The following is a 25,836-nucleotide window of genomic DNA, read 5'->3' on the forward strand; positions in this document are numbered from 1 at the left end:
CCCGCCGGCTGAAGACGCTTAGCGGGCTCACACCCTACGAATACATCGCCAAGATCTGGACGTCAGAGCCAGACCGGTTCATCGTCAATCCGATCCACCAGATGCCGGGACTAAACAACTAGAACAACAGCGGACCGGCAAGATTACCCGCCAGCTTGCGACATGGGCCGCCATCCTAGCGGTCCCGACTGCCATTGCCGGTATCTACGGGATGAACTTCGAGCATATGCCCGAGTTGAAGACGGAATATGGATATTTTGTTGTGCTGGCGACGATCGCGACAATCTGCACGCTGCTTTTTATCAGATTCAAGCGCGTGAAATGGCTCTGAAAAACCCGTTGTAGCTTCAAGCTTAAACCACCGTACTGAAAAGTCGGCCAATGCTCGCTGTGACCGTCATTGCCAACGCTCCCCAAAATACGACCCTGATTACGGCGACCCGCAATGGAGCACCGCCTGCTTTGGCGCCTAGCGCACCGAGTATCGCAAGGGCCGCCAGCGATGTCGCAGCGATACTCCAAACGACGAGCGGTTGTGTTACAAAGACTGCGATTACGAGAGGCGGCGCAGCGCCGACCGCGAAGGAGGCGGCAGAGGCCAGCGCGGCTTGAACCGGCTTCGCTGCGGTGTCTTCCGAAAGTCCCAGTTCGTCTCGTGCATGCGCGCCAAGCGCATCATGCGCCATAAGTTGCTGCGCCACCTCGCGGGCTAGATTAGCGTCCAAGCCGCGCTTGATGTAAATGGCCGAAAGCTCAAGTTGCTCTGCCATGGGACTAATGCGTAATTCCTCTGCTTCACGCGCCAGATCGGCGTTCTCCGCATCGCGCTGTGAGCTCACCGATACATACTCCCCCGCCGCCATCGACATGGCGCCAGCGATCAATCCGGCAATGCCGGCGATGATGACTCCGGAGCGGCCTGTGGAAGCCGATGCGACGCCGATTATCAGACTGGAAGTCGATAGAAGACCATCGTTTGCCCCGAGCACCGCAGCCCTGAGCCATCCTACGCGGCCTACAAAGTGATTTTCACTATGATCACGTTTCGCCATGGAGGTCTCCACAATCGGGTGGTTCAAATCGGTCGTTGTTGTAAATCGCTGAGCGCTTGTCCCGACTGGAAAGCTTGGCGAGGCGACGTGGTAACTCTGCCATGATCGCAAGCAGCTTTGGTCGGGATTTCTTGCGCCACCCACGCGCCTCGGTGAGCGTTCGGCCGCACGCGACAAACCATCCCGTCCTTCCGTCAAACCGGCAGACATCGACACAAGTACTTTTCATCGACCAGCCAGCCTCACGACCACATAGATGAAGGCGAGACCCAGTCCTGTAGCACCGACCCGGGCAAAACTCGCGTCTCCATCACGACTGCGCGGCAACAGTTCGCTCGCGCCGATGTACAAAAATCCTCCCGCGAACAAGGCCAGCAACAAACCCAGGATCTCTGCCGGTACAGCCAGCGAGCGAGCGAGCACGATCCCAGCAAGCGGCGCTAGCGCGTCAACGACCAGCCAAGCACGGGCAGTGGGAACCCCACCTCCGCCGGCGAAGGTCAAGGTGACGGTATTTGCTCCGTCCATAAAATCGTGGGCGAGGACAGCGATCGCCACGATGATCCCTGCGGCTGACGACACCTGAAAGGCGAGGCCAATACCGAGGCCGTCGATCAAGCTGTGCATACTGAGGCTACCTGGTCCGAGGTGGCGACCATGCCCCGCCCGTTGGCCAAACAAGATCAGCGAGGAACGGTCGAGTAACAGGTAGCCAGCGAAGCCGCACGCTGTGGCCGTCATCACGGTCAATGCCGACCTGCCAGTTCCGACGAGGTCGAATGCTTCTGGGAGAAGATCGAGCAAGGCTACCCCGATCACGGCGCCACTGCTGAACCTGAACAGGAACCCCTGGGCCGAGCGAAAGCGGATGGCGAGGATGCCACCCACGATCGTAGCGGATGCCGCGGAAGCTCCTACCAGTAAAGCGAACGAGAGGCCCGCTGTGTTCATGCGGTTGCTCGGTTCACCTCGACGGTGACGTGCGACAGGGAGGAAATGCGTGCGAGTCGCGCGCGGTAAAAGCCCGGATCGCGATCAGCGCCTGTCGCAACGGCGACGATGGCGCCGAGATGGCCCGGCCCAAGCCGCCACAGATGCAGATCGATTACCTGGTCGCCGTCATCTTCGATCTCGCGCCGGATGCGCTCCGCCGTCCGCCCGTTGGGAAGCATGTCGAGCAGGATCGCGCCTGTGTCGCGGATCAGCCCATAGGACCAGCTCGCAATGACGACAGCACCGATCAAGCCCGCGATCGGATCCATCCATAGCCAACCGAAGGTTCGGGCGAGGATCAGGCCGGCGATCACCAGCACCGAAACCGCTGCATCGGCGACGACATGGATGACGGCGGCGCGCATATTGTTGTCGCGGTGGTGGTCGCCGTGATCGTGGTCATGCTCTTCGAACTTGGCATCCTGCACGTCTCCGCCCGCACTCACACGGACAGCAAAAGCATGGGGTTCAGGAATTTCGTCGCGACTCTCGAGATAGCCCTCCCGAGGCACCATCGCGAACTGCTGGCGGACGCCACCTTCCCGCACCGTGTCGATCATCGCTTCGGAGAAGAGCGATCCCCCATCCCCGCTGGCGAGACGAAAGCGTGGGGGTACACCGTCCTCGTAGATCGAGAGCAGCATCGGCCTACCAGCGACCGTAATCGGCTGCACTTCATCATCGTGATCGTCGCCGTCGTGTCCGTGCGAATGGCCGTGGCCGTGGCTATGCCCGTGATCGTGACCACCCGCGCTCAGTAACCAGGCGCTGGCGATGTTGACGAACAGACCCAGCACCGCGATCGGGATCGCCTCACCGAAGTGAATAGGAACCGGCGACAACAGGCGGGTGACGGACTCGTAGCCGATGAGCAGGGCGATCATCGCCAGCACGATCGCGCTGGTGAACCCGGCCAAGTCGCCGAGCTTGCCAGTGCCGAAGCTGAAGCGCGGATCGTCCGCATATTTGCGCGAAAAAGTGTAAGCCAAGGCCGCGAGCAAGAGCGCCCCGGCGTGCGTCGACATATGCAGCCCATCGGCGACGAGCGCGATCGAGCCGTAGAGAATACCGCCCACAATCTCGATCAGCATCATGATGCCGCAGAGCACGATAACAAACCAGGTTCGCCGCTCGTTGCGTTCGTGCCCCTCGCCGAGGAAAACGTGGTCGTGCGACCCAGGCCCTGTAGGAGTCGGGGGAGATTGTAGATTGGTCATTTCAAATAGGCCCTGACAACTTCGAGCAATTCTTCCGTCGCGTCGCGGTTCAGTGCACCGGGATGCGTATCGGGATCGACAAGATGCGAAACGATGTGATCCTCGACCACCTCTGCCATCAGCCCCGCCATCGCCCCGCGGGCACCGGCGATCTGATGGAGTACCGAACCGCAAGAAGCATCACCTTCCAATGCGCGTTCGATAGCTTCGACTTGCCCTTTCAACCGACGTACGCGGGCAAGCAGTTTTTCTTTGTGATGAGCTGTATGCATCAGCTCAATTAGCATACCCCTCCACCCTATGCAAGGATTACCGAGGAAGTGCCCGGGTTCCACCGCGAACTTACTAAGGCAGAATTGGCGCCATCAGGCTGGGCACGCAATTCCTGATCGAGCCGGCTGGAAGGCGGGGAGATGCGCGGGACCATCTTCGACGAACGTGACGAGATGCTCCCGCGGCTTTCACCTCGGCCAGGCCTTATGAGTCATCCGCTACGCGGCAGTCCGTTCTGCAACGAGAGATATTCGCGAATGCTTTTCTCGTCGCTGATGAAGCGGCGGCCGTTGGCACTTTTGACGTCAACCCCGGCGATCTCCGGCGTTCCCGCCGCGATTATCAGCACCGGAATGGATTGCTGGTTTTCACCGATCGCATCGACCAGCGCCTGTCGCGGGCGCGGAAAATCGATGTAGGTCACATCGACCTTTTCACGAAGCTCGGGGAAAAACCCCAGCAAACCTTCCACGCTTACGGAGTCGCCGCAATAAAATGGCCCAAGCCCGGCGTTCATGAAATTGGGCTTCATCAGGTAGAGCTGATCTTTCGACATAACGACACCTTGCTAGTGAGAGATGCTAAAGGGATTTTCGAAGGCGCTGAACGCCGATGACAACCCCGGTGATACTGAACAGGAATCCAAAGATCAGCGGGATCATCACGAGGACGTCCCGCAACATAGGTCGGGTGGTCAGGCCGGGGAAATTGAACGTGTGGAGCGCGTAATAAATCCAGGCGTATGCGGCACGGCTATTGGACATCACGGTCAGGAGACGTCCATCGCTGCCATCGATCGTGACGGACGGGGCATCTCCGCCGGCCAGATTGATCTGCACTGCCGACGCCGGCCACCCCTCGGCCAGCGCGTACACATCCGTCGATGGAACGGTAGCGGCTCGAACCACCTGCATTTGCGGCCACGCCGCACCCACCCCGCGCTTGGCCAGCTCAACGAGTTCGCCCGATGTGACGGCAACGCCATTGCGATCGTACAATGCCACCGCCCCGGTCCGGCTGAACACGATAATTATCAGTTTTCCGCCAACGACGTCGAAGGCGATCTCCGGCGACGGCGGCAATGTCCCCACCGTCGTCACGTCGAGGTTTGCCAGCGCTGCCCCAAGCGGCCTACCGTGATAGGCGGCAAGTTGGGCGGGTGTCGCCTGACCGCGTGAAAACAATCGGCCGTGATCCATCGACAGCCAGCCGCTCAAGATCCAGGTCAGCACGAACAGGCTTGCGAACAGCCCGAGGATGTGATGCCAGCGCATCCATTTCAGTCGGTAGAAGCTCAGGGATGGCTTGCGTTGCCGCTGCGCGGCCATCGTTCGGATCACGCCGAGGATCGTCCCGGCGATCGCAACCAGCATCGCGACGAACGACAGAATCCAGACGGTCCGATCCCACGCCGTAAAGCTCGATCGAAGCGGTGTGAAATAGGCCCAATGCAGAACCGCGCCGACCCAATTCCATGCCCGATCGGCAAAATTGGTGCGCTGGACGAACTCCCCGGTTCGGGCCGACGCATATATCTGCGTTCCTGGCCCATCGCCGACATCGATCCGATAGAAGGGACGCAAAGGATCGAAATGATTGTGCACGACCCACTGATCATAGGCGAATGGCGCGCCGACCGACGAGGATGCGCCGACAATGCCCGCCGTGATCGCCTGAGCGCGCCCAGCCGGGAGCAATGGCAGCGCCGCGCCGGTGCGCGCATCGACCGCGACGAGGCTGTTGCCCGTGTCGACAATATAGGCCGGCGTACCTCCCCGCTCGACCAGGCGTAACGCTACCGCTTCTCCCCCGGCCGTCGCGACGGCACGGCTGGGGGAGACTGTAACGGCACGGGGATCGACCTGCAGCTGTAAGGCCATTTGATCCGCGCGCGACAGCGATGGGAACGGCTTGAACAGAAGCACCGCGCCGCTCGCGAACCACAGGGCAAAAACCAGGCAGGTCGCGACACCGAGCCAGCGATGAAACCAAGCGAGCTTCTTGACCGTGCCGTCCTTCCAGCGTCGCGACTTAGAAACGGGCAAGAATGCTAACCTCATAGCGACGGGGTTCACCAAGCTGGACCTGGGCGGGATAATAGATATCCGCCCATTGCACGAAGGTCTTGTTCCAGACGTTATTGACACGCCCGGTCAAAGAAAGTTTCGGCGACAACGCGTAAGTCGCATAGACGATTCCGGTCGCGTACCCCTTCAGCACAAGGTCGTTTGCAGTATTTCCAAAGCGGTCGCTGATATATTTTACGCCGCCGCCGGCCTCGAGCGGCAGGCCACCGATGTGGCGCACCGTGGTCCAAAAGTTGCCGACGAACTTCGGCACGTTAGGCGGCCGATTACGCGATGCGGCGATGCCGTAATTCGGATCGACGAAGTTACCGTACTTCGCATCGACATATGCTGCACTGCCGATGACGGTCCAGTCGTGGGTAACCTTGATCTCGCCGGACGCCTCGACCCCGCGAGATTTCTGGCTGCCGACATTGCTGACGGTATCGATCGCGATTTGCGTCAGGATATTTTCCCGCTTGATGTCATAGACAGCGAGCGTGAACGACCCCCGACCATTCATCAGATCGGCCTTGAGGCCGCCCTCGAACTGGCGCGAACTGCTCAGCCCGAAATTCTGGCCGGCATTGACGAGGAAGATGTTTGATCCGACCGGATCCTTACCGGTGCTGTAAGACGCATAGGCGGTGATATTGTGCGTCAGATCGTAGACGAGACCCGCGCGCCAATTGAAGAGCTTGTAGGTGCGGTTGAAGCTCGATCCGGCGTTGAAGCTGCCATCGACGTTGAAGTTCTGGCGCGTCAGATAGAGCCGTTCGGCACGTAGGCCCGTCACCAGCTTGAGCGAGGGCGTGAGGTTCAACACGTCCTCGCCGAACAAGGCGACCTGATCCCAACGGGTCGGGCTCACGCGCTTCTGGATCGGGCCGAACAGGCCGGGCGCCGGGTTGATCGGATTGACACTGTCACCGTCGGGAAAGCCGCGGCTGCGGATGAAGTCGAGATGGCTATAATCGACGCCGACAAGAAGCTTGTTTTCCAACCCGAACAGCTTGTCCTTATGCGTCAGGGTAAACTGATCCCCGAACAGATCCTGATTGTGGAACACGAAGAAGCGGTCGCGGTCGATTAGCTTGGTGGTGGTGTTGAAGACGTAATTCTCGGCGTTGATCCACTGCCGTTCAGCATGAAAATAATAAGCTGTATTTGAGATGGTGAGGCTATCTGTCGGCGACCAATTGACCACCATTCGCGGCCAAACCTGCCAGCTTTTTGCCCGGTTGTCCGACACGTTGTAATTGGTGAACTGCATCCGGCGGTCGATGACATAACCAGTCGGTGTCGAGAGTATCCCGCCAATCGGATCGGCGGCGAAGGATTTCGGCACCAAGGGGGTGCCGTAATACGTAGACAGATTATCCTTGAGAAAATCGACGCTGAGTTCGACCGATAGATTGTCCTGCGGCTTGAACAGCAGCGCTCCTGTCGCGTTGAATGAGTTAGAACCCGCCCGATCGACATAGCCGTCCGTACGATGATAGCTCGCGTCTAAGCGTGCCGCGACCGTGTCGCTGAGGATGTGATTGCCACCGAGACCAACACTCACCGTGTTGAACGACGCATAGGAAGCGAGCGCCTGCCCGCTGTCAGCTTTGAAGTCTGGGCTCTTATTGACGATATTCACCGCGCCGCCGATGGCGCCTTGGCCATAAAGAACCGATGCCGGCCCCTTCAGCACATCGATGCTGGAAATGTTGAAGGTGTTACCGGGCCGATTGATCATGTTCGCTGGCCCGAGATAAAGGCCGTTGTGCAGAATCTCGATCTGCTCGCCTGAAAAGCCGCGCATTGAAAAGAGCGAGGGATCACCAGGCGACCCGCCCGAAATGACGCCCGGCAGGGTATCAGTGGCTTCTTCGACGGTTCGAATGCCGCGCGTCAGGATTTCATCGGCGCCGATCTGATCAATCGTCGCAGGTGTTTGTCGGATCGACAGGCCAAGGCGGCTCGCCGTCGATGTAGCGACATCGAGCTGGCGAAGACGCCAGCCTGTTACGGTAATATCTTCGCCATCGGTTTGCGTCGTGTCCGCCGTTGGCGCTGGTTTGGGGGGCGCGTCTTGCGCTGCGGCTGCGCTCGCCCAGACGAAAGCGATTACGGAAAGAGACGTTCGGATATTCTGCTTTGAAAGCGTGGCGCGCATAGTTGTACCCCCCTTTTGAGTTAGAATGTATCCTCCGACGGCTCTTTTTTATTTGTATAGTCAAATCAAGTTGACGAGCGGAATGGACCGAGTCAAGGGGGTCTCAGCAACATTTTTGAAATAGATTGCGCAAGCGCATCACCTTCGGGCACGATGCCCACGTGACGATCATCTTGATGATCCGGCTGCGCGAGGAACACACGGAACAAGGCGACTCTATGACGATGCTGGCCATTGCGGACGAAGCCGCCGCCATATGCTCGACGCCGCAATCTGAGACGGTTGTGGTGCCTCCGCTCGACGGTGAAGGCCCGCTCTGGTTGCAAATTCGGCGCTCACTGGCTGCATCGATTTTGAACGGTGATTGGCCAGCAGGCACGCGTGTCCCTGCCGAAATGCTGCTGACGGTTCACTATGCGACGTCGCGTATGACGGTGAACAAGGCCATCCAGAGTCTAGCGACCGAAGGACTGGTCGAACGGAGACCCAAGACGGGCACTGTCGTTACCGGGCGTGCCCGTGAGCGGCCGGTAATGGAAATCTGGGACGCGGCGGACGCAGTTCGCCGGGGCGGAGGTCATTATGGGTATCGCTTGCTGGAGTGCGGTATGATCCCGGCCGATTCGCCGTTTCGCGACCAACTCCCGGTCGAAGCAAAGGCGTCCATGATCCGGATGCTCTGCCTGCATCTGTCCGACGATCGCCCGTTCCAGCTCGAGGAACGATTGATCAATGTCGAAGCGGCACCGAAAATCACCTGTCAGCCGCTTGAGGACGTCAGCCCCGGACAATGGCTTCTGGCACATGTTCCGTGGACGGAGGCGAAGCATAGTATTGCCGCACGGGGTGCCAACCCGGTCGTCGCGGGCCATTTGGATATCGAGGCCGGAACAGCTTGCCTAGTCGTGGAACGCCGCACCTGGAATGGGGATGTGCCGGTAACGCTTGGACGATTCTGGTATCCCGGCGACGAACATAGCCTCGAAGGCCAGTTCAGACCGTCCTGGTAGCGCCGCTATCCAGATCGCTTCGGCGATCAATGGACGAGGTAGAATGCGACAGCCAACGCCAACACAAGGGCTACGGCCGACGACGACAGAATGATGAGAAACGGTTGGATCCCACCGTCGCGCAATTGGGCCAGGGGTGAGCGAATCGCGGTCGCGGTCACGGCGGCAGCGAGCATTCCGGTTGCGGCCGCTTCGCTGGCTCGGGTTACGATCACCGGGATCAGTCCGAACGAATTGATCGTGGCGAGACCGAAAAAACCGGCGACGAACCAAGGCAGCATAGGCTCGCGAACGCCGGTCATATCACGCGGTAGAAACAATGCGATGATGGCTAGAACCGGCGCTAGAAGCGCCACGCGCGCGAGTTTGACGATAGCGGCGATCTCGCCTGCGTTCTTGGAGTAGGAATAGCCTGCCCCGAGTGCCTGAGCCACATCGTGGATCGAGGCCCCAAGCATGAAGCCGGCTTTCAGGTCATTCAGCGACATAGCGTGCGCGAGCAGGGGATAGAGGACCATCGCAGCGGCGCTTATCGCCGATATGCCGACCAGAACGAGCGTGAGTTGGCCCTGACTTACGCGGCGCTCACCGAGCGTTGTTGCCAGTGCCATGGCCGCACTGGCACCGCAAATCGCTACGGCTCCACCAGCGACAACACCGAAAGCGTTCGAAAAGCCCAGATACCGAGCAGCCGCGACGCCTGCGAGAATCGTTGTTGCCACGATCATCAGCAGAGCGAGCAAGGCGATCGGACCGAGCGCGACAACTTGGCCGAACGTGATCCGCACACCGACCAGGACGATCCCCCACCGCAACAACGAGCGCGATGCAAACGCCAGCCCAGGTGTCAGTCGCGTATCGGCCGACAGGAAGTTCAGCGCCAAACCGATGAGCAACGCCATCAGCGTAAGCGGTGCGCCGTAACGATCTGAAAGGAAGGCGGCGGCGAGCGTCCCGAGGAGAACAATCAGCAGACCTGGCACATAGGCGCGGACGGTTGTTCGCTCTGTCGGTTCAATGTCGCCGAACAGGTCTGCCGCCATGATGGGAGCCTGCGCTGGGCGCGAATTGGTGGCCTCGTGACCGCGACTGGTAATGCTGCATCACCTGACCGATCCAGGTGGGGCGCCGGTACGCCGTCGCCGGTCAACATCCGGCTATTCCGCCATGATAGGGTGGTGTTCCTCGACGGGGCCGACCGAAGATGTACGGCTCCGATTCACGATCATGCGATCATGAAGCCGAGCGATCGCCGCGCTGCCCGTCTTGACGAAGAGGCCCGGCACGATGGCATGGACGAGACAGGCCAGGCCAGCGACGATCATCGTCGTGCCGAAAGAGCCCGCAGTCTGCAGATGCTCGGTGTACTTTTCCCCCACACTCCGAGGGTGCTCGAAAAAATAGCGCTCGATCATGCCAGCCTCCTTGGACGACCAAGATAGACAGCACCGGCAGGAATGTGCTTCTTATTGTATAGCCGATATGCAGGCGTAGTAGTCATTTTTTTCGGTTGAGGATGATTATGGAGAATATCTCTCTCGACGCAGTGGACAAGCGGCTGCTCTCCATCATGCAACAGGATGCCACTATCTCGGTCGCCGACATGGCCGAGCGCGTGGGGTTGTCGGCCACTCCATGCTGGAAGCGGATCAAGCGCTTCGAGCGGGAGGGGTTGATCGAACGACGGGTTGCCATCCTCAATCGCGATCGGCTCGGGCTAGGTGTCACCGTCATCGTGGCAATCCGAACCGCCCGGCACAGCGATGAGTGGCTGGAAGCCTTTTCCGAAGGGGTCGCTCGGATTCCCGAGGTCGTCGAGTTTTACCGGATGAGCGGCGAGATCGATTATCTGCTGAAGGTCGTCGCCCGCGATATCGCAGACTATGACCGCATTTATCGCAAGCTGACCAAGGTCGCCGATCTCCACGACGTCAGCTCGTCTTTTGCGATGCAGGAGATCAAATCGACGACAGCGCTACCGCTCTTCGACTGATATCATCCAAGCGCGCGGGCGCTCGCCAAGGCAAAGCGCCGCTCGATCGCCTCGCGCTGGATGTGACGGCCCTCGACAACATATTGTCGACCATTCCGCCACACGGCCTCGATCGCCCCGGCACCGCGGGCGAAGATCCAGCGGTCGAGCACTTGGTCCTCCATCGCAGTCGGATCGGATTTCAGCGCGACAATATCCGCCGACATTCCCGGTGCAAGGCAGGGTGGTGCCGCGCCCAGTGCCATCGCTCCGCCGTCCAGCGCCGCGTCGAAAAGCGCGCGCCCCGTCGATACCCCGCCCCGCGCGAGGACGCCACGGCGTCGCAGCGAAAGACGCTGGCCATATTCGAGCAACCGAAGTTCCTCCGCCGCATCGATCCGGACGTTGGAATCCGAGCCAATGCCGAACCGTCCGGACGCTTTGGCGAATGCCTCGAGCGGAAACAGGCCGTCGCCGAGATTGGCCTCGGTGATCGGGCAGAGGCCGACAACGGCACCACTTGCGGCGAGCGCCGCCACTTCGCGATCATCGACATGCGTTGCGTGGACCAGACACCAGCGCTGATCGACCGGCATATGGTCCAGCAGCCATGCCACCGGGCGCTGCCCCGACCAAGCGACACAGTCCGCCACCTCCTTTACCTGCTCGGCGATGTGGATGTGGATGGGCCCGTCGCTGAAGAGCATCGCAAGCCGCGTTAGTTCATCCGGCGCCACCGCGCGGAGTGAATGCGGCGCGATGCCGACGATCGCGCCCGACAGCGACTTCACCGCCGCGCGGCTCGCGTCGTGCAGGCGCGCGAAGCCGTCGATATCGGTAACGAAGCGCCGTTGCTCAGGTTTGGGCGGTGCGGCCCCGAAGCCCGAATGCGCGTAGAAGACCGGCAGGATCGTCAGGCCGATCCCGGTTTCGGCCGATGCGGCAGTGATCGCGACCGCCATTTCCGCTGGATCGTCGTACGGGTCGCCGTCTGGTTGATGATGCAGATAATGGAATTCGCCGACGCGGGTGAACCCGCCCTCCAGCATCTCCATAAACGCCATTGCTGCGATCGCTGCGACATCGTCGGGCGAAAGCCGCTCGACGAGCCGGTACATCAGCTCGCGCCAACCCCAGAAATCGTCTTGCCCGGGTGCCGATGGGCCTTCCGCCAAACCCGCCATAAGGCGTTGGAAGGAATGGCTGTGGAGATTGGCGAGGCCGGGAATGGCAATGGCATGACGCTCGTCACCTTCTTGTGCGGCGACGCCCGTGTCGACGGCGACGATCGTGCCGTCGACGATCGAAATCCGCACGTGAGTTGCCCAACCATCGGGGAGCAAGGCTGTGTCAAACCAAAGAGCCGGCATAAATTCCTCCGCGCGGTGGCTGGACACTAAGCCGGCATCATGCTTTTGTATAGACAAATGAAACGGGGCTCATGCTGCGGTGTGACTCGGTCTGGCGCAACGTCAGACTTACAACGATGACCGGCTCAACCGGACGGGTGAGATCGTCGATGGCGTTCTCGCCGCGAGCGAGGGCCGCATCGTGTTTGCGGGCACCGCCGCCGACGCTCCAGCCTTTTCCGCAGCCGTCGAGCATGATTGCAACGGTCGTTGGATCACGCCCGGCCTGATCGATTGCCACACGCATATCGTTCATGCAGGCAATCGTGCCGGGGAGTTCGCGGCACGGCTCGCCGGTGCCAGCTATGAGGATATCGCCCTTGCCGACGGCGGCATCGTCTCGACGATGCACGCGACACGCGACGCCACCGAGAACGATCTCGTCGAACTGGCGCTACCCCGCCTCGACGCGCTGCTGGCCGAAGGCGTCACCACGATCGAGGTGAAGTCGGGCTATGGCCTGACGCTCGCCGATGAAACGAAGATGCTACGTGCCGCGCGGCGGCTCGGCACGGTGCGCGACGTGCGTGTTGCGACAACATTCCTCGGTGCCCATGCGGTGCCTCCCGAATTCGCTGGGGACGCCGATGGCTATGTCGATCTTGTGTGCGAGACGATGATGCCGGCGGTCGCTGCGGCGGGCCTTGCAGATGCGGTCGATACGTTTTGCGAGCGCATCGGATTTTCGCCGGCCCAGACGGAGCGGGTGTTCGCCGCCGCCCGCGCGCACGGCCTGCCCGTCAAGCTGCACGCCGAACAATTATCGACGTTGCACGGCTCGACCCTCGCCGCGCGGCATGGCGCTTTGTCTGCCGATCATCTCGAACATGCCGATGAGAGCGATGTGGCAGCGATGGCGCAGGCCGGCACCGTCGCGGTACTGCTGCCGGGCGCCTACTACTTCATGCGAGAAACGACGCTCCCGCCGATCGCACTGCTGCGCGAGCACGGCGTTCCGATCGCGCTCGCCACCGACTGCAATCCCGGCACGTCGCCGCTGACCTCGATCCTGCTCGTGCTCAACATGGCCGCGACGCTGTTCCGCCTGACCGTCGACGAGGCGTTGCGGGGCGTGACGATAAACGCCGCGCGGGCGCTCGGCCTGAGCAGCGACATTGGCACGCTTGAGGCGGGAAAGGCCTGCGACCTTGCCATCTGGGACATCTCCGATCCCGCGGAGCTGGTCTACCGGATCGGCTTCAACCCCCTTCATGCACGCGTCAGGAACGGCCGATGATCTTGACCCCGGGTGCCATCGCCTTCGATCAATGGCGGGCGATCTACAACGGTGTCGCGTTCAGCCTCGATCCGGCGTGTCGCCCGGCGATCGCGGCAAGCGAGGCGGCGGTGACGCGTATCCTGGCGCGCGGCGAACCGGTGTACGGCATCAATACGGGCTTCGGGAAACTGGCGACGGTGCGGATCGAAACGGGCGACCTCGCCACGCTCCAGCGCAACATCGTCCTGAGCCATGCCGCGGGCGTCGGCGATCCGATGCCGGTCCCGGTCGCGCGGCTGATGATGGCGCTCAAGCTCGTCAGCCTGGCGCAGGGCGCGTCGGGCGTTAAGCCGGAGACGATCGCGCTGCTCGAGGCGATGCTCGATAGCGGGCTGACCCCGGTCATTCCCGCGCAAGGATCGGTCGGCGCGAGTGGCGATCTCGCCCCCCTCGCGCACATGACCGCTGCGATGATCGGGGTCGGCGAGATCATCGTCGATGGAGCCGCCATGCCGGCCGATCAGGCCTTGGCGCAGGCCAGTCTGCAACCGCTCACGCTTGGCCCAAAGGAAGGTCTGGCACTGCTGAATGGCACGCAATTCTCGTGCAGTTATGCGCTGGTCGGCCTGTTCGAAGCGGAGCGCCTGTATCGCTCGGCACTGGTCACGGGTATCCTGTCAACCGAAGCGGCCAAGGGGTCCGATGCCCCGTTCGATGCCCGTATCCACGCGCTGCGAGGCCATCGCGGACAGATCGAGACCGCGGCGGCGTTGCGCGCGATGATGGCCGGATCGGCGATCCGCGCCTCCCACCGCGAGGACGACGTCCGCGTCCAGGATCCGTACTGCCTCCGGTGCCAGCCGCAGGTGATGGGCGCAGTGCTCGATCTACTTCGCCAGGCAGGTGCGACGCTGATCACCGAGGCGAACGGCGTGTCCGACAATCCGCTTATCTTCGCCGACACCGACGAAGCGCTGTCGGGCGGAAACTTCCATGCCGAACCCGTCGCGTTCGCCGCCGACATGATCGCGCTGGCACTGTGCGAGATGGGATCGCTGGCCGAGCGCCGGATCGCGATGCTGGTCGATCCGGCACTGTCCGGTCTGCCTGCGTTCCTGACGCCCAAGCCCGGCCTCAATTCGGGCTTCATGATCCCGCAGGTCACAGCGGCAGCCCTCGTGTCGGAGAACAAGCAGCGGGCCTATCCGGCCAGCGTCGACTCCATTCCGACCTCGGCCAATCAGGAGGACCATGTGTCGATGGCGGCGCACGGCGCGCGACGGCTGCTGGCGATGGCGGCCAATGTCGATGCCGTGCTCGGCATCGAATTGCTGGCCGGCGTGCAGGGCTGCGACTTCCACCTGCCGCTCCAATCGAGCGCGTCGGTCGAAGCGGCGCGCAAGCTCCTGCGCGCCGCTGTGCCGACGCTCACGGACGATCGCCACATGGCACCGGATATGGCCGCCGCCATCGCCCTGATCAAAGACGGCCGGCTTATCGCCACGGCACCGCCGCTCCCCGGTCTCGCGGCATAACAATGCCGGACTGGCTGCACATCGACCGCGCGGATACGCCGCTGATCCTGGCGATGCCGCATGGCGGGCGAACCATTCCGGCTGCGCTGTTGCCACGGTTCGTGTCGCACTGGACGGCGACGCGCGATGCCAACTGGCATATCGGTGACCTCTATGACGGCCTGGCCGAGGCGACGATCGTCTCGACATCGATGTCGCGCAGCGTAATCGACGTGAATCGCGATCCTAGTGGCAGTTCGCTCTATCCCGGTCTGGCGACGACCGAATTGTGTCCGACGACGACGTTCGACGGCGATCCGCTTTATCGTCCGGGAATGGCGCCGGACGACGCGGAAATCGCCGATCGGCGCGATCGCTGGTTCAGCCCCTATCACGAGGCCTTATCCGAAGAGATCGCGCGGCTCCGTGCACAACACCCGAGGGTCGTCGTCTATGACTGCCACTCGATCCGCAGTCGCATCCCGCGACTGTTCGACGGCGAACTCCCCGCCTTCAATATCGGCACCAATGGCGGCGCGACGTGCGATCCCGCGCTTGCCGCGGCGGTCGCGACGGTGTGTGCGGCATCGGGTCGCAGTCATGTGCTCGATGGCCGGTTTCGCGGCGGCTGGACGACGCGGCATTACGGGCGGCCCGAAGGCGGCGTCCATGCGATTCAGATGGAAATTGCGATCCGTGCCTATCTCCGCGAACCGTCGACCGATGTCGATCCGGAAAACTGGCCAACGGCCTACGATCCGCAATTTGCCGCGCCGTTGCGGAAACATCTTGCTCAGATCCTGCGCGCTGCGCTCGATTTCACGAAAGGCCCCGCATGACCCGCCTCGACAACAGCCGTTCGATCCATGCGCCGACCGGCCCCGAGCGATCGGCCAAGAGCTGGCAAACCGAAGCGGCGCTCAGGATGCTGATGAACAATCTCGACCCCGGCGTCGCCGAGCGGCCCGAGGAACTGGTGGTCTATGGTGGCATCGGTCGCGCCGCGCGGGACTGGGAAAGCTACGACCGGATCGTCGAGACGCTGCGCCGCCTGGAGGACGACGAGACGCTGCTCGTCCAGTCGGGCAAGCCGGTCGGCGTGTTCCGCACGCACAAGGATGCCCCGCGCGTGCTGATCGCCAATTCCAACCTCGTGCCGAAATGGGCGACGTGGGAGCATTTCCACGAACTCGACCGCAAGGGGCTGGCGATGTACGGCCAGATGACCGCCGGCTCGTGGATCTATATCGGGACGCAGGGCATCGTGCAGGGCACCTACGAGACCTTCGTCGAGGTCGGGCGTCGGCATTATGGCGGCGACCTGTCGGGACGCTGGATCCTGACCGCCGGCTTGGGTGGCATGGGCGGCGCGCAACCGCTGGCGGCGACGATGGCGGGCGCGTCGTGCCTCGCGGTAGAATGCCAGCCAAGCCGGATCGAGATGCGGCTGAAGACCGGCTATGTCGACCGGATGACTGCCAGCCTCGACGAGGCGCTCGATATCGTCAACAGCGCGACATCGCCGGTTTCCGTAGGGCTGATCGGCAACGCGGCGGACGTCTACCCGGAACTGGTGCGCCGCGGCGTCCGGCCCGACGCCGTGACCGATCAGACATCGGCGCACGATCCGCTCAACGGCTATCTGCCGCAGGGCTGGACGCTCGATCGCTGGGCGTCGGCGCGCGACGCGGACCCGGCATCGGTGGAACGCGCCGCCAAGGCATCGATGGCGACGCATGTCCGCGCGATGCTCGATTTCTGGCGCGCGGGCGTGCCGGTGCTCGATTATGGCAACAATATCCGGCAGGTCGCGCTCGACGAAGGGGTTGAAGATGCGTTCGCGTTCCCGGGGTTCGTCCCGGCCTATATCCGCCCGCTATTCTGCCGCGGCATCGGCCCGTTCCGCTGGGCGGCGCTGTCAGGCGATCCCGAGGATATCTATCGCACGGATGCGAAGGTGAAGGAGCTTCTGCCCAACAATGCGCACCTCCATCGCTGGCTGGACATGGCGCGCGAGCGTATCCATTTCCAGGGCCTGCCCGCGCGGATTTGCTGGGTCGGTCTCGGCGACCGGCATCGCCTAGGCTTGGCCTTCAACGAAATGGTCGCATCTGGCGAGCTCAAGGCGCCGATCGTGATCGGTCGCGATCATCTCGATTCTGGTTCCGTCGCCAGTCCCAACCGCGAGACCGAGGCGATGCTGGACGGGTCGGATGCCGTATCGGATTGGCCACTGCTCAACGCGCTGCTCAACACCGCCTCGGGCGCAACCTGGGTGTCGCTTCATCATGGCGGCGGCGTGGGCATGGGCTATTCGCAACATAGCGGCATGGTGATCGTCGCCGATGGCACCGAGGACGCGGCGCGCCGGATCGGGCGTGTGCTATGGAACGATCCCGCAACGGGCGTGATGCGCCATGCCGATGCCGGTTACGACATTGCGCAAGCCTGTGCCCAGGAAAAGGGGCTCGATTTGCCGGGGATCCGCGCATGACGATACCGGTTCTTCTTCCGGCCGCCAGGCGTATTGCCCAGCGGTGGAAGAATGGCGGCGGTGTTACTCGTGATATTGCACTATTCCCGGCGGATAGCGACCTCGATGGTTTCAGCTGGCGCTTGAGCATAGCCGAAGTTGTAAACGACGGTCCCTTCTCGGTTTTCAGCGAAGTCGATCGTCACCTCGCCGTGCTGGTCGGTCGCCTTCTGCTTGAAGGCATAGAATCCTCCGAACCTCTGGGTATGGCCAGTCCGCCGATCAGTTTTCCTGGCGATCGGCCAGTTTACGGCCGCATCGTCGAGGGTCCGGTCCACGATATAAATTTGATGGTGCGCCGATCCGCATTTAGCGGAGCCCTCCGGCGTCTTGAAGGCATTGACCAGGTCACAGCCAGCGAAACGACGATCCTGGTCGCCTTGGCTGAAGCGATTCTGGTAATCGACGACGTACCGCATCGATTGGATCGGCTCGATGCGGTGCTAATTGGAACAGAAAGTCGAGTTCGGAGCGATGGCGCACTGATCGCGGCGGAAATCGCATCGGCAGCGTAGCGTCGGCCGAGGCATCATTCACGTGCCGTCGGACGACGGGCTATCGCTCGTGTCGGGCATCGCGGAAAGAACGGGGCAGCACACGAGAGTCCGCCAATTCTACCAATATTTCGAAATCGCCCGAAACTGGTCGACGGCGTGCTTGGTCCCTTCACCCTCTTCGGCATGGACAAGGCAATGATCGATATGATCATTGATGAGTGCCCGTTTCGCGCTTGCGACGGCATTCTCGACTGCCTGAAGCTGCTGCGCAATATCGACGCAGGTACGCTGATCGTCGATCATGCCAACGATACTGCGCAGATGACCGGCAGCGCGATTCAGCCGTTTGATGATGTCAGGGTGACTGGTGTGAGCGGTATGGGCCATCAAGCTATGTAAGGCCTATCAGCCATCATTGTCGAGTATCCCCCGAGGGGGATAGACGCGATCCCCCATGGGGGATATGCAGCGCCATGCTCAGCGTGCTCGCCAACCGGACCTACCGTCACCTGTTTCTCGCGCAGATCATTGCGCTGATCGGAACGGGTCTCGCGACGGTCGCGCTCGGCTTGCTCGCCTATGACATTGCCGGAGGTAGCGCTGGCGCGGTGCTGGGAACGGCACTCGCCATCAAAATGATCGCCTATATCGGCGTCGCGCCGATCGCTGGAGCCTTCGCCAATCGTGTGCCGCGCCGCGCGCTGCTGGTTGGCATGGACGTGATCCGGGCGGCAGTAGCGCTATGCCTGCCCTTCGTGAACCAGATCTGGCAGGTCTATATTCTGATCTTCGTGCTGCAATCGGCATCGGCCGCATTCACGCCGACCTTCCAGGCAACAATTCCCGACGTGCTGCCCGAGGAGCGCGACTATACCCGTGCCCTGTCGCTGTCGCGGCTCGCCTACGACATGGAGAGCCTGACCAGCCCGATCCTTGCCGCCGGGCTCCTCACCATGATGAGCTACCATTGGCTTTTCTCCGGCACAGCGGTCGGCTTCGTCGCCTCGGCACTGCTGGTCGTCTCGACGGTCCTACCGCGGCCCGCGCCTGTCGAGGCCGAAGGCGGCATCTACGACAAGACCACACGCGGCACGCGCATCTATCTCGCCACGCCCCGACTCCGCGGCCTGCTCGCCCTGTCGCTGACCGCCGCTGCGGCAAGCGCGATGGTCATCGTCAACACCGTCGTCATCGTGCGGGGAATGGGACTGAGCCAGCGCGACGTCGCGCTGACGCTCGCCGCATTCGGAGCCGGCTCGATCACCGCTGCCCTGACCCTGCCCCGCATCCTCGATCAGATCTCGGACCGGACCGTCATGCTGATCGCCGCGGCCGCGCTGACCATAACGCTCGGCCTGTTGGCGACGATCACCGCGACGATGCCACCAGGCACGCCCTACTGGCATGTTCTGCTCGCGGGGTGGCTGGTGATGGGCGTCGCCTATTCCGCGTGCGTGACCCCCTCCGGACGGTTGTTGCGGCGCTCGGCCAATGCCAACGATCGGCCCGCGCTCTTTGCGGCGCAGTTCGCGCTCAGCCATGTCTGCTGGTTGATCTGCTACCCGCTTGTCGGGCAGCTCGGCGCGCGTGTTGGCATGGCCGCCGCCTTCACGGCGATGGCGGCGGTTGCAGCGATCGGGGTCGTCGCGGCGTTCCTGATCTGGCCATCGAACGATCCCGACGTCATCGCGCACGAGCATGGTGACCTCGCCGACGACGATCCGCACCGACAAGTCCATGCGGTCGGCGATCATCCGTATGTGATTGATCGTCGGCACTCGCGATGGCCCAAAGCGTGATGCGCTTGCTCCGCACTTTCGCGCCGCCTACGCTTCGCGTGATGGCGGTTCGTAGATTCCGCTCAAGGTTCGCTGGCGCCCTGTTGGCCGTCGTCGCGATGTTGTGCATGACCGGCCTGTCGGGATGGCATGGTGCAATCGTCCACGACCACGAGCCGTTCCATGCCGCGTCGGTCGAGTATGATCATGATCGGTCCAAGCCGAGCGACCCGGACGGTCCGGTTCACATGCTCGCTCATGCGACAGGCGAATTGATTGCGCTCGCCGGGCCGCTTGCGACGCCTACCGTGGCGGTCGTGTCTGACCAGAGCTGGTCGCCGCGCGATACATTTCTCCGTAGCGAAATCGACCCTTCCGAGCTGTTGCGACCTCCACGCGGCTAAGCCTCGCTGGCGCTTGCCGCCGATCGGCCCACCCTGGAGGATCAATGATGATGAACGGCAATTTTCGCTGGCAGCGCATATTCGCGCTCGCCGGCACCCTGGCGGCGCTGTGGCCCGCCGGCGTGGCGTGGTCGCAGACCGCGCCGCCCTTTGCACAGCTATTGAGCCAGACACGCGAAAGTCCGCGTGTCATGGCGCTGGATGCCGACGTGGCGCGCGCCCGCGGCCTCGCCGCACAGGCGCGTGCGCGCCCCAATCCCTCGATCAACGTCTATGCGGAGAACTTCGCCGGGGATCTCACCGCGAACGCCCGAAGCCAGCAGCAGACGACGTTCCAGATCGACCAGCCCATCGAGTTGGGCGGAAAGCGATCGGCCAGAATCGCCGCCGGAGAAGCCGGCATCGCCGCCGCGCAGGCGCGCAATCGCGACGGTCGCCTAACCTATGCGACCGAGCTGGCGCGCGCCTATGGGGGTGCGGAAATCGCCGATCGGCGCATCGCCCTCGCCGAGGATGAGGTGGAGGAAGCGACTGCTGATCTGAAGGTCGCGCAGGCGCTTGTTGGCGCTGGCAAGGAAGCGCGGCTTCGGCAGGTTCAAGCCGAAACCGAGCTGAATACGCTGCAAGCCGATCTCGAGAACGCGCGCGCCTTGAAAACTGCCGCGCTCGCGCGGCTGTCGGCGCTGGCCGGGGTCGTGACGCCGTTCACCGGCGTCACGGAATCGCTCCTCGACCGGCTCGACGCCAAGCCGACCTATGGCCCGATCGATCCGATGCAGGCGACCACCGTGCGGCTGGCCGAAGCGGAACGCGATGCCGCCGCGAAGGCAGTGACGGTTCAACAGCGGCTTGCCATCCCCAATGTCACCGCCCAGCTCGGTGTCCGCCAGCTACGGGTCGCGAGCGGCCCCGCCATCGTCGCCGGTTTCTCGCTCCCGCTGCCGATCTTCGATCGCAATCGCGGCAACATCGCAGCGGCGCGCGCTGACCTGCAAGGTGCCGAGGCACGCGCCGTCGCAGCACGGTTGGAAGCGCAGGCCGGCACAGGTGCCGTGTTGGCGCTGGTCGCGGCGGCCGATGTCCGCGCTGCCGCTGCCAACCGCACGCTGGCGACAGCCGAAGAGGGCTATCGCCTTGCTCGCATTGCCTACGAGGCGGGCAAGTCGCCGCTGATCGAGCTGCTGGTGGCACGCCACAATCTCGGGGTGGCGCGCGGCGTCATCCTCGATGCCGCCTCAGCCCGTCTCGATATCCGCGCCAATCTGGCCCGCTTGCAGGGTCTCACCATCACCGGAGAAGCGGTCCAATGACCGATAGAAATCGTCTTTACATCGGCGCCGCCATCGGCCTGGTTGCCGCAGCGTCACTTGGTTTCTGCGCAGCGCGCCTCACCCAGGCACCGCCACCTTCCGCTCCCGCGAGCGCAGCCGCTAAGCCAGCGCAGCCGGCTACGACCGTTACAATGACGCCGCAGTCGATCACCGTGTCGCAGATCACGGTCGCTTCCGCTGCGGCGGGAGAACTCGACGCTGCCATCCCGGCATCTGCCACGGTCGAAGCGACACCGGATGCCGAGGCGGTGCTGACGGCCCGCGCGCCCGGCACCGTAACGCGCATCTTGTCGCGCATCGGCGATCCCATCCGCGCCGGGCAGACGCTCGCGCTCGTTGAGAGCCGCGACGCTTCGCAGATCGCCGCCGATCGTGCTGCAGCGTCGGCGCGGGTGACACTCGCCGCGCGACAGCTCGCACGTGAGCGGACGTTGCTCAATCAGGGTGTCAGTCCTCGTGCCGACTTCGAAACCGCGCAAGCGAACCTTGCCGTCGCGCAGGCCGACTCGCGCCGCGCCAGCGCCGCAGCCGGGGCGGCGCGCGTCTTGGGCGACGGCCGTTCGGTTGCGGTCATCAGCCCCGTCTCCGGACGGGTGACGAGCGCTGCGGCCAATCTCGGGCAATTCGTCGCGGCTGAGACCGAGCTGTTTCGCGTCGCCGATCCGCATCGCCTCCAGATCACGGTCAGCGTGCCGCCCGCCGATGCGGGCCGCATCCGCGCTGGCGATCGGGTGGAGCTGTCGACCAATGACGGGCGCACCATCGACGGTCGCGTCAGGTCGGCAACGGGGGTCGTCGATCCGCAATCGCGCAGCGCGACGGTCGTCGTTACGCCAAGCGCGGTTACCAGCACGCTGGTCCCCGGCCAACTCATCCAAGCCCGCATCTTCGCCAGCGGCGGCGCGGCAAGTGATGGGGTGATGGTGCCGCAGGACGCCGTTCAGACGCTTGGCGATCAGACCGTGGTGTTCGTGCGGACGCGTGTCGGCTTCCGCGCGCAGCCGATTCAGATCGGCAGTCGGTCGAGCGGTATGGTCGCGGTCGCCCGCGGCCTCGCCGCTGGCACACCGATCGCGACGACCAATGCCTTCCTGCTCAAAGCCGAGCTTGAGAAGAATGCGGGAGGCGAGGAATGATCGAGCGCATCCTATCGACCTCAGTGCATCTGCGCTGGCTGGTCGCCTTCCTCACGCTCGTCGTCGTCGGCATCGGCGTGTGGCAGATCACGAAGCTACCGATCGACGCCGTGCCGGATGTCACCAATCGACAGGTGCAGATCAGCACCTTCGCGCCGACGCTTGGCCCGGTCGACATCGAGAAGCAGGTGACGTTTCCGGTCGAAACGGCGCTCGCCGGCATCCCCGGCCTGGAACTGACGCGCTCCTTCTCGCGCAATGGGTTCAGCCAGGTGACGGCGGTGTTCACCGACGCCACCGACATCTACTTCGCCCGCCAGCAGGTCACAGAACGGCTCGCACAGGCCAAGAATAGTCTGCCCGCGGGCGTGCAGCCCAATCTTGCCCCCCTCAGCACGGGGCTTGGCGAGATTTTCTTCTATTCGGTCGCCTTCCGCCATCCCGACAGCAAGGGCGGCGTGGAACATATCGACGGCAAGCCGGGCTGGCAGTCGGACGGCAGCTACCTCACCCCCGAGGGGGAGCGGCTGACCACCGAGCTGGCGAAGGCCGCCTATCTTCGCACGGTGCAGGACTGGATCATCCGGCCGCAGATGCGGACCGTGAAGGGCGTTGCCGGGGTCGATTCCAATGGCGGCTACGTCAAACAATATCTGATCGAACCGAACCTCAATGCGCTCGCCTCCTACGGGCTTTCGATCACCGAACTGGCCGACGCGATGGAGCGGGCGAACCTGTCCGCCGGATCGAACTATGTCCGCCGTGCCGGGGAGAGCTTCCTTGTTCGTGCCGACGCGCGCCTGAAATCGATCGAAGACATACAGGAGGCCGTGGTTGCCACCCGCAACGGCGTCCCCGTGCGCGTGAAGGACGTGGGCCAGGTCGTGATCGGAGGCGCGGTGCGCACAGGCTCCGGCAGTCGCATGGGATCGGAGGCAGTCATTTCGACCGTGCTGATGCTGGTCGGCGAAAACAGTCGCATCGTCGCGACCAGCGTCGCGGAGAAGCTGACCGACATCAACAAGGCGCTCCCGCCCGATGTATTCGCGGAACCCGTCTATAACCGCTCCAAGCTCGTCAACGCGACGATTGCGACGGTCGAAAAGAACCTCATTGAAGGTGCGCTGCTCGTTATCGTCGTGCTGTTCCTGCTGCTTGGCAATGTGCGCGCCGCCCTTATCACCGCGGCCGTGATCCCGATCACCATGCTGATGACCGCGACCGGCATGAACGGCCTCGGGGTATCGGGCAATCTGATGAGCCTTGGCGCGCTCGACTTCGGCCTGATCGTCGATGGCGCAGTCATCATTGTCGAGAACACGCTGCGACGGCTTGCCGAACGACAGGAGCATGAAAAGCGGTTGCTCACGCTCCCAGAGCGCCTCAGCGAAGTAATCGGCGCTTCAAAGGAAATGATCCGCCCGACCGTGTTCGGCCAGCTCATCATCTTTCTCGTATTCGTACCGCTGCTCACCTTCCAGGGCATAGAGGGCAAAACCTTCTCACCTATGGCGGTCACGTTGATGGTCGCGCTCGCCTCCGCGTTCGTGCTGTCGCTCACCTTCGTACCGGCAATGATCGCGATCTTCATCAAGGGCCGGGTCAGTGAAACGGAGGTGCGGCCGATCCGCTGGTTCAAGGAGAGATATGCGCCGGCGCTCGACAAAGCGATCCGCCGCCCCGTGCCGTTCATCCTGGGCGGTGTCGGCGTCTTCGTCGCCGCGATCCTGTGTTTCGGCTTCCTTGGCGAGGAGTTCATGCCGCAGCTCGACGAAAAGGACATCACCGTCACCAACTTCCGCGTGCCCTCGGCCTCGATCGACCAGTCGACGCAGATGCAGCTCCAAATCGAGAATGCGTTGAAGACGCTGCCGGAGGTGGCCTTGGTTTTCTCCAAGAACGGCAACGCCGATCTTGGCACCGACCCGATGCCGCCCAATGCGTCCGACACCTACGTCATTCCGAAGCCGGAGAGCGAATGGCCGGCCGAGGTTCGCAGCAAGGCGGACATCTTGCGTCGCATCGAGGAGCGGATGAAGCCGCTGATCGGCAACCGCACCGAGATCCAGCAGCCGATCCAGATGCGGTTCAACGAGCTGATCGCCGGCGTCCGGTCGGACGTGGCGATCAAGCTCTATGGTGACGACCTCGACCAGATGACCGCGCAGGCCAAGCGGATCGCGGCAACCGTTCGCGCCATCCCCGGCGCGGCCGACGTAAGCGCGGAGCAAACCGACGGCGCGCCTACATTCGACGTGAAGATCGACCGGCAGGCGGTCGCTCGCTACGGCCTGACGGTGGAGGACGTGGCGAACACGGTCGCCGCGGCGCTTGGCGGTCGCGAGGCGGGGTTGCTATTCGAGGGCGACCGTCGTTTCGCCGTGGTGGTCCGGCTTCCCGATGCGCAGCGCGACGACATCGACGCACTCGGCTCGATTCCCGTCATGTTGCCGACGATCGACGGCCAGGCCGCGCGTTCGATCCCGCTCCGGGAGGTCGCGCGGTTCAGCTATACTGAAGGCTTGAACCAGATCAGCCGCGAGAACGGCAAGCGCATGGTGATCGTCCAGGTCAATGTGCGCGGGCGCGATCTTGGCGGGTTTGTCGAGGAGGCGCAGGCGAAAATCGGGCAGATGCAGCTTCCCACCGGCATGTATACCGAGTGGGGCGGGACGTTCGAAAGCCTGCAATCGGCGCGCCTTCGCCTGATGATCGTCGTGCCGATCTGCTTCCTCGCCATCTACGCTCTGCTCTATCTGGCGCTCGGCGGTTTCATTCCGGCAGCAATCGTGTTTTCGGCCGTGCCGATGGCGCTGGCGGGTGGTGTGTTCGCGCTATTACTTCGCGGCATTCCGTTCTCGATCACCGCGGCGGTCGGGTTCATCGCCTTATCGGGCGTCGCCGTGCTGAACGGACTCGTGATGATGAGCGCGATCGGCAAGCATCGCGAGGGTGGCCAGAACGATGACAAGGCTATCGCCGATGGGGCGATGGAACGGGTCCGGCCCGTGCTGATGACCGCGCTGGTGGCGTCGCTCGGCTTCGTGCCGATGGCGCTCGCGACCGGCACCGGCGCGGAGGTGCAGCGGCCCTTGGCTACCGTGGTCATCGGCGGCCTTATCTCGTCGACCGCGCTTACCCTGCTGGTGCTGCCGGCGATCGCAGCTTGGGTATCTCGTCTTGCTGCGAGGCGCCGCAAAAATGCTGACCAACGCTCCGAGAGTCTGGCAACCTTTGAGTGATTAGGCGGGCGTCGTGGTCTTCAAGC

The 25,836-nt window shown here is 63.0% G+C and carries 23 protein-coding genes and 3 pseudogenes; 14 read left to right on the plus strand and 12 right to left on the minus strand.

The window, feature by feature from the left end; all coding sequences use genetic code 11:
* Window positions 1-122, plus strand: a pseudogene (locus U1738_RS19170) (IS481 family transposase); the annotation flags it as partial.
* Window positions 119-331: pseudogene (locus U1738_RS19175) on the plus strand (CorA family divalent cation transporter); the annotation flags it as partial. The pseudogenes U1738_RS19170 and U1738_RS19175, both read left to right, overlap by 4 nt.
* A 22-nt stretch (window positions 332-353) precedes the next feature.
* Here the strand turns inward: U1738_RS19175 and U1738_RS19180 are convergent.
* The 8 genes from U1738_RS19180 to U1738_RS19215 all read right to left on the minus strand — a co-directional run bounded on the left by U1738_RS19180 (window position 354) and on the right by U1738_RS19215 (window position 7,765).
* A complete protein-coding gene (locus U1738_RS19180) occupies window positions 354-1,052 on the minus strand; it encodes a VIT1/CCC1 transporter family protein (protein ID WP_332790638.1) in 699 nt (232 codons plus the stop codon).
* The gene (locus U1738_RS19185; protein ID WP_332790639.1) at window positions 1,039-1,281 is read right to left on the minus strand and encodes a DUF1289 domain-containing protein; all 243 of its coding nucleotides are present in this window, start codon (window positions 1,279-1,281) and stop codon (window positions 1,039-1,041) included. Before U1738_RS19185 ends, U1738_RS19180 begins: the two co-directional genes overlap by 14 nt.
* Window positions 1,278-1,940, minus strand: coding sequence for a ZIP family metal transporter (locus tag U1738_RS19190; protein WP_332790640.1), 663 nt, complete (start codon window positions 1,938-1,940; stop codon window positions 1,278-1,280). Before U1738_RS19190 ends, U1738_RS19185 begins: the two co-directional genes overlap by 4 nt.
* A gap of 59 nt (window positions 1,941-1,999) precedes the next feature.
* A complete protein-coding gene (gene dmeF / locus U1738_RS19195) occupies window positions 2,000-3,262 on the minus strand; it encodes a CDF family Co(II)/Ni(II) efflux transporter DmeF (RefSeq protein ID WP_332790641.1) in 1,263 nt (420 codons plus the stop codon).
* Window positions 3,259-3,534 (minus strand): metal/formaldehyde-sensitive transcriptional repressor, encoded by a 276-nt coding sequence (locus tag U1738_RS19200; protein WP_332790642.1) that lies wholly within the window; start codon window positions 3,532-3,534, stop codon window positions 3,259-3,261. The genes dmeF and U1738_RS19200 overlap by 4 nt, the downstream gene beginning before the upstream one ends.
* Window positions 3,535-3,746: 212 nt before the next feature.
* The gene (locus U1738_RS19205; RefSeq protein WP_332790643.1) at window positions 3,747-4,091 is read right to left on the minus strand and encodes a DUF3088 domain-containing protein; all 345 of its coding nucleotides are present in this window, start codon (window positions 4,089-4,091) and stop codon (window positions 3,747-3,749) included.
* Between the two features lie 25 nt (window positions 4,092-4,116).
* Window positions 4,117-5,580: a PepSY domain-containing protein gene (locus tag U1738_RS19210; RefSeq protein WP_332790644.1), complete on the minus strand. Its 1,464-nt coding sequence runs from the start codon at window positions 5,578-5,580 to the stop codon at window positions 4,117-4,119.
* Complete coding sequence (locus U1738_RS19215; RefSeq protein WP_332790645.1) at window positions 5,567-7,765, minus strand: TonB-dependent receptor; 2,199 nt, start codon at window positions 7,763-7,765, stop codon at window positions 5,567-5,569. Before U1738_RS19215 ends, U1738_RS19210 begins: the two co-directional genes overlap by 14 nt.
* Before the next feature lie 161 nt (window positions 7,766-7,926).
* On the opposite strand from U1738_RS19215, the gene hutC reads away from it, so the two are divergent.
* Window positions 7,927-8,775, plus strand: a complete 849-nt coding sequence (hutC, locus tag U1738_RS19220; protein WP_332790646.1) for a histidine utilization transcriptional repressor HutC — start codon at window positions 7,927-7,929, stop codon at window positions 8,773-8,775.
* A gap of 26 nt (window positions 8,776-8,801) precedes the next feature.
* On the opposite strand, the gene U1738_RS19225 is transcribed toward hutC, so the two are convergent.
* Window positions 8,802-9,818, minus strand: coding sequence for a YeiH family protein (locus U1738_RS19225; protein WP_332790647.1), 1,017 nt, complete (start codon window positions 9,816-9,818; stop codon window positions 8,802-8,804).
* A 114-nt stretch (window positions 9,819-9,932) separates the two neighbouring features.
* Window positions 9,933-10,190: a DUF6356 family protein gene (locus tag U1738_RS19230; protein ID WP_332790648.1), complete on the minus strand. Its 258-nt coding sequence runs from the start codon at window positions 10,188-10,190 to the stop codon at window positions 9,933-9,935.
* Window positions 10,191-10,321: 131 nt separating this feature from the next.
* On the opposite strand from U1738_RS19230, the gene U1738_RS19235 reads away from it, so the two are divergent.
* Window positions 10,322-10,768, plus strand: coding sequence for an Lrp/AsnC family transcriptional regulator (locus tag U1738_RS19235; protein ID WP_332790649.1), 447 nt, complete (start codon window positions 10,322-10,324; stop codon window positions 10,766-10,768).
* A gap of 2 nt (window positions 10,769-10,770) precedes the next feature.
* On the opposite strand, the gene U1738_RS19240 is transcribed toward U1738_RS19235, so the two are convergent.
* Window positions 10,771-12,117, minus strand: coding sequence for a formimidoylglutamate deiminase (locus U1738_RS19240; RefSeq protein WP_332790650.1), 1,347 nt, complete (start codon window positions 12,115-12,117; stop codon window positions 10,771-10,773).
* 74 nt (window positions 12,118-12,191) lie between these two features.
* Between U1738_RS19240 and hutI the strand changes: the two are divergent.
* From hutI to U1738_RS19265, 5 genes and pseudogenes are all read left to right on the plus strand, one after another.
* A pseudogene (gene hutI, locus U1738_RS19245) lies at window positions 12,192-13,393 on the plus strand (imidazolonepropionase).
* Window positions 13,390-14,910 carry a histidine ammonia-lyase gene (gene hutH, locus U1738_RS19250; protein WP_332790651.1) on the plus strand — a complete coding sequence of 507 codons (1,521 nt, stop codon included), beginning with the start codon at window positions 13,390-13,392 and terminating at the stop codon, window positions 14,908-14,910. The pseudogene hutI and the gene hutH overlap by 4 nt, the downstream one beginning before the upstream one ends.
* Before the next feature lie 2 nt (window positions 14,911-14,912).
* Window positions 14,913-15,728 carry an N-formylglutamate deformylase gene (hutG, locus tag U1738_RS19255; RefSeq protein WP_332790652.1) on the plus strand — a complete coding sequence of 272 codons (816 nt, stop codon included), beginning with the start codon at window positions 14,913-14,915 and terminating at the stop codon, window positions 15,726-15,728.
* Entirely contained in the window at window positions 15,725-17,383 is a 1,659-nt protein-coding gene (hutU, locus tag U1738_RS19260; protein WP_332790653.1) for a urocanate hydratase, read from the plus strand. The genes hutG and hutU overlap by 4 nt, the downstream gene beginning before the upstream one ends.
* Window positions 17,380-17,937, plus strand: coding sequence for a HutD/Ves family protein (locus U1738_RS19265; protein ID WP_332790654.1), 558 nt, complete (start codon window positions 17,380-17,382; stop codon window positions 17,935-17,937). Before hutU ends, U1738_RS19265 begins: the two co-directional genes overlap by 4 nt.
* Window positions 17,938-18,036: 99 nt before the next feature.
* Here the strand turns inward: U1738_RS19265 and U1738_RS19270 are convergent, their stop codons facing one another.
* The gene (locus tag U1738_RS19270) at window positions 18,037-18,306 is read right to left on the minus strand and encodes a metal-sensing transcriptional repressor (RefSeq protein ID WP_332790655.1); all 270 of its coding nucleotides are present in this window, start codon (window positions 18,304-18,306) and stop codon (window positions 18,037-18,039) included.
* Between the two features lie 86 nt (window positions 18,307-18,392).
* Between U1738_RS19270 and U1738_RS19275 the strand changes: the two genes are divergently transcribed.
* From U1738_RS19275 to U1738_RS19295, 5 genes are all read left to right on the plus strand, one after another.
* A complete protein-coding gene (locus U1738_RS19275; RefSeq protein WP_332790656.1) occupies window positions 18,393-19,718 on the plus strand; it encodes an MFS transporter in 1,326 nt (441 codons plus the stop codon).
* Between the two features lie 107 nt (window positions 19,719-19,825).
* Entirely contained in the window at window positions 19,826-20,101 is a 276-nt protein-coding gene (locus U1738_RS19280; protein ID WP_332790657.1) for a hypothetical protein, read from the plus strand.
* Window positions 20,102-20,151: 50 nt separating this feature from the next.
* Window positions 20,152-21,411 carry a TolC family protein gene (locus tag U1738_RS19285; RefSeq protein WP_332790658.1) on the plus strand — a complete coding sequence of 420 codons (1,260 nt, stop codon included), beginning with the start codon at window positions 20,152-20,154 and terminating at the stop codon, window positions 21,409-21,411.
* A complete protein-coding gene (locus U1738_RS19290; RefSeq protein ID WP_332790659.1) occupies window positions 21,408-22,568 on the plus strand; it encodes an efflux RND transporter periplasmic adaptor subunit in 1,161 nt (386 codons plus the stop codon). Before U1738_RS19285 ends, U1738_RS19290 begins: the two co-directional genes overlap by 4 nt.
* Window positions 22,565-25,810, plus strand: coding sequence for an efflux RND transporter permease subunit (locus tag U1738_RS19295; RefSeq protein ID WP_332790660.1), 3,246 nt, complete (start codon window positions 22,565-22,567; stop codon window positions 25,808-25,810). The genes U1738_RS19290 and U1738_RS19295 overlap by 4 nt, the downstream gene beginning before the upstream one ends.
* The last annotated feature ends 26 nt before the right edge of the window (window positions 25,811-25,836 follow it).

Origin of the sequence: Parasphingomonas caseinilytica, from assembly GCF_036663755.1 — a bacterium.
GTDB lineage: Bacteria > Pseudomonadota > Alphaproteobacteria > Sphingomonadales > Sphingomonadaceae > Sphingomonas.